We start from the raw sequence: 1960 nt of genomic DNA, 5'->3' as shown, positions 1-1960 counted from the left end.
CAGCAAGTGCCGTCACCAGGAATGGCCCCCCTTCTCCCGAAGTTACGGGGGCATTTTGCCGAGTTCCTTAACCATAGTTCACCCGAACGCCTCGGTATTCTCTACCTGACCACCTGAGTCGGTTTGGGGTACGGGCCGCCATGAAACTCGCTAGAGGCTTTTCTCGACAGCATAGGATCATCCACTTCACCACAATCGGCTCGGCATCAGGTCTCAGCCTCAATGAGTGACGGATTTGCCTATCACTCGGCCTACACCCTTACCCCGGGACAACCACCGCCCGGGCTGGACTACCTTCCTGCGTCACCCCATCGCTCACCTAATACAGACTTGGTTCAGCGGCTCCACCACGTCCCTTTGTCCGAAGACTCCGGGCCGGCTTCACGGCTTTAGCATCACCTGGTTCAGCGTTGGCGCTTCAAAGCGGGTACGGGAATATCAACCCGTTGTCCATCGACTACGCCTGTCGGCCTCGCCTTAGGTCCCGACTTACCCTGGGCAGATCAGCTTGACCCAGGAACCCTTGGTCAATCGGCGCAAGAGTTTCTCACTCTTGTATCGCTACTCATGCCTGCATTCTCACTCGTGTACCGTCCACGACTGGTTTCCACCGCCGCTTCACCCGGCACACGACGCTCCCCTACCCATCACAGCAGGCGTTGGCCCTATATGCTGCAATGACACGACTTCGGTGATGTGCTTGAGCCCCGCTACATTGTCGGCGCGGAATCACTTGACCAGTGAGCTATTACGCACTCTTTCAAGGGTGGCTGCTTCTAAGCCAACCTCCTGGTTGTCTCTGCGACTCCACATCCTTTCCCACTTAGCACACGCTTAGGGACCTTAGTCGGTGTTCTGGGCTGTTTCCCTCTCGACCATGGAGCTTATCCCCCACAGTCTCACTGCCACGCTCTCACTTACCGGCATTCGGAGTTTGGCTAAGGTCAGTAACCCGGTGAGGCCCATCGCCTATCCAGTGCTCTACCTCCGGCAAGAAACACGTGACGCTGCACCTAAATGCATTTCGGGGAGAACCAGCTATCACGGAGTTTGATTGGCCTTTCACCCCTAACCACAGGTCATCCCCCAGGTTTTCAACCCTGGTGGGTTCGGTCCTCCACGAAGTCTTACCTCCGCTTCAACCTGCCCATGGCTAGATCACTCCGCTTCGGGTCTTGGGCATGCAACTCAAACGCCCTATTCGGACTCGCTTTCGCTACGGCTACCCCACACGGGTTAACCTCGCTACACACCGCAAACTCGCAGGCTCATTCTTCAAAAGGCACGCAGTCACGGCCCACCAGTAAACTGATGAACGACGCTCCCACGGCTTGTAGGCACACGGTTTCAGGTACTATTTCACTCCGCTCCCGCGGTACTTTTCACCATTCCCTCACGGTACTATCCGCTATCGGTCACCAGGGAATATTTAGGCTTAGCGGGTGGTCCCGCCAGATTCACACGGGATTTCTCGGGCCCCGTGCTACTTGGGAGTTTCTCAAACGAGCCGTACAGATTTCGTCTACGGGGGTCTTACCCTCTACGCCGGACCTTTCGCATGTCCTTCGACTATCCATACGGTTTCTGACTCGCCGACCGGCCGGCAGACCGGTCAAGAAAAATCCCACGACCCCGTATCGGCAACCCCTGCCGGGTCTCACACCAATACGGTTTAGCCTCATCCGGTTTCGCTCGCCACTACTCCCGGAATCACGGTTGTTTTCTCTTCCTGCGGGTACTGAGATGTTTCACTTCCCCGCGTTCCCTCCACATACCCTATGTGTTCAGGTATGGGTGACAGCCCATGACGACTGCCGGGTTTCCCCATTCGGAAACCCCCGGATCAAAGCCTGGTTGACGGCTCCCCGGGGACTATCGTGGCCTCCCACGTCCTTCATCGGTTCCTGGTGCCAAGGCATCCACCGTGCGCCCTTAAAAACTTGGCCACAGATGCTCGCGT

General features: G+C 57.0%; 1 rRNA gene. It reads right to left on the bottom strand.

Annotated features, from left to right (window positions below):
* Positions 1-1946 (bottom strand): 23S ribosomal RNA (locus tag PUR56_RS12455); the annotation flags it as partial.
* Positions 1947-1960 lie beyond the last annotated feature (14 nt).

It is taken from the genome of Streptomyces sp. BE303 (assembly GCF_036290945.1).
Lineage (GTDB): Bacteria > Actinomycetota > Actinomycetes > Streptomycetales > Streptomycetaceae > Kitasatospora.
This window is presented reverse-complemented; position numbering and strand designations above follow the sequence as displayed.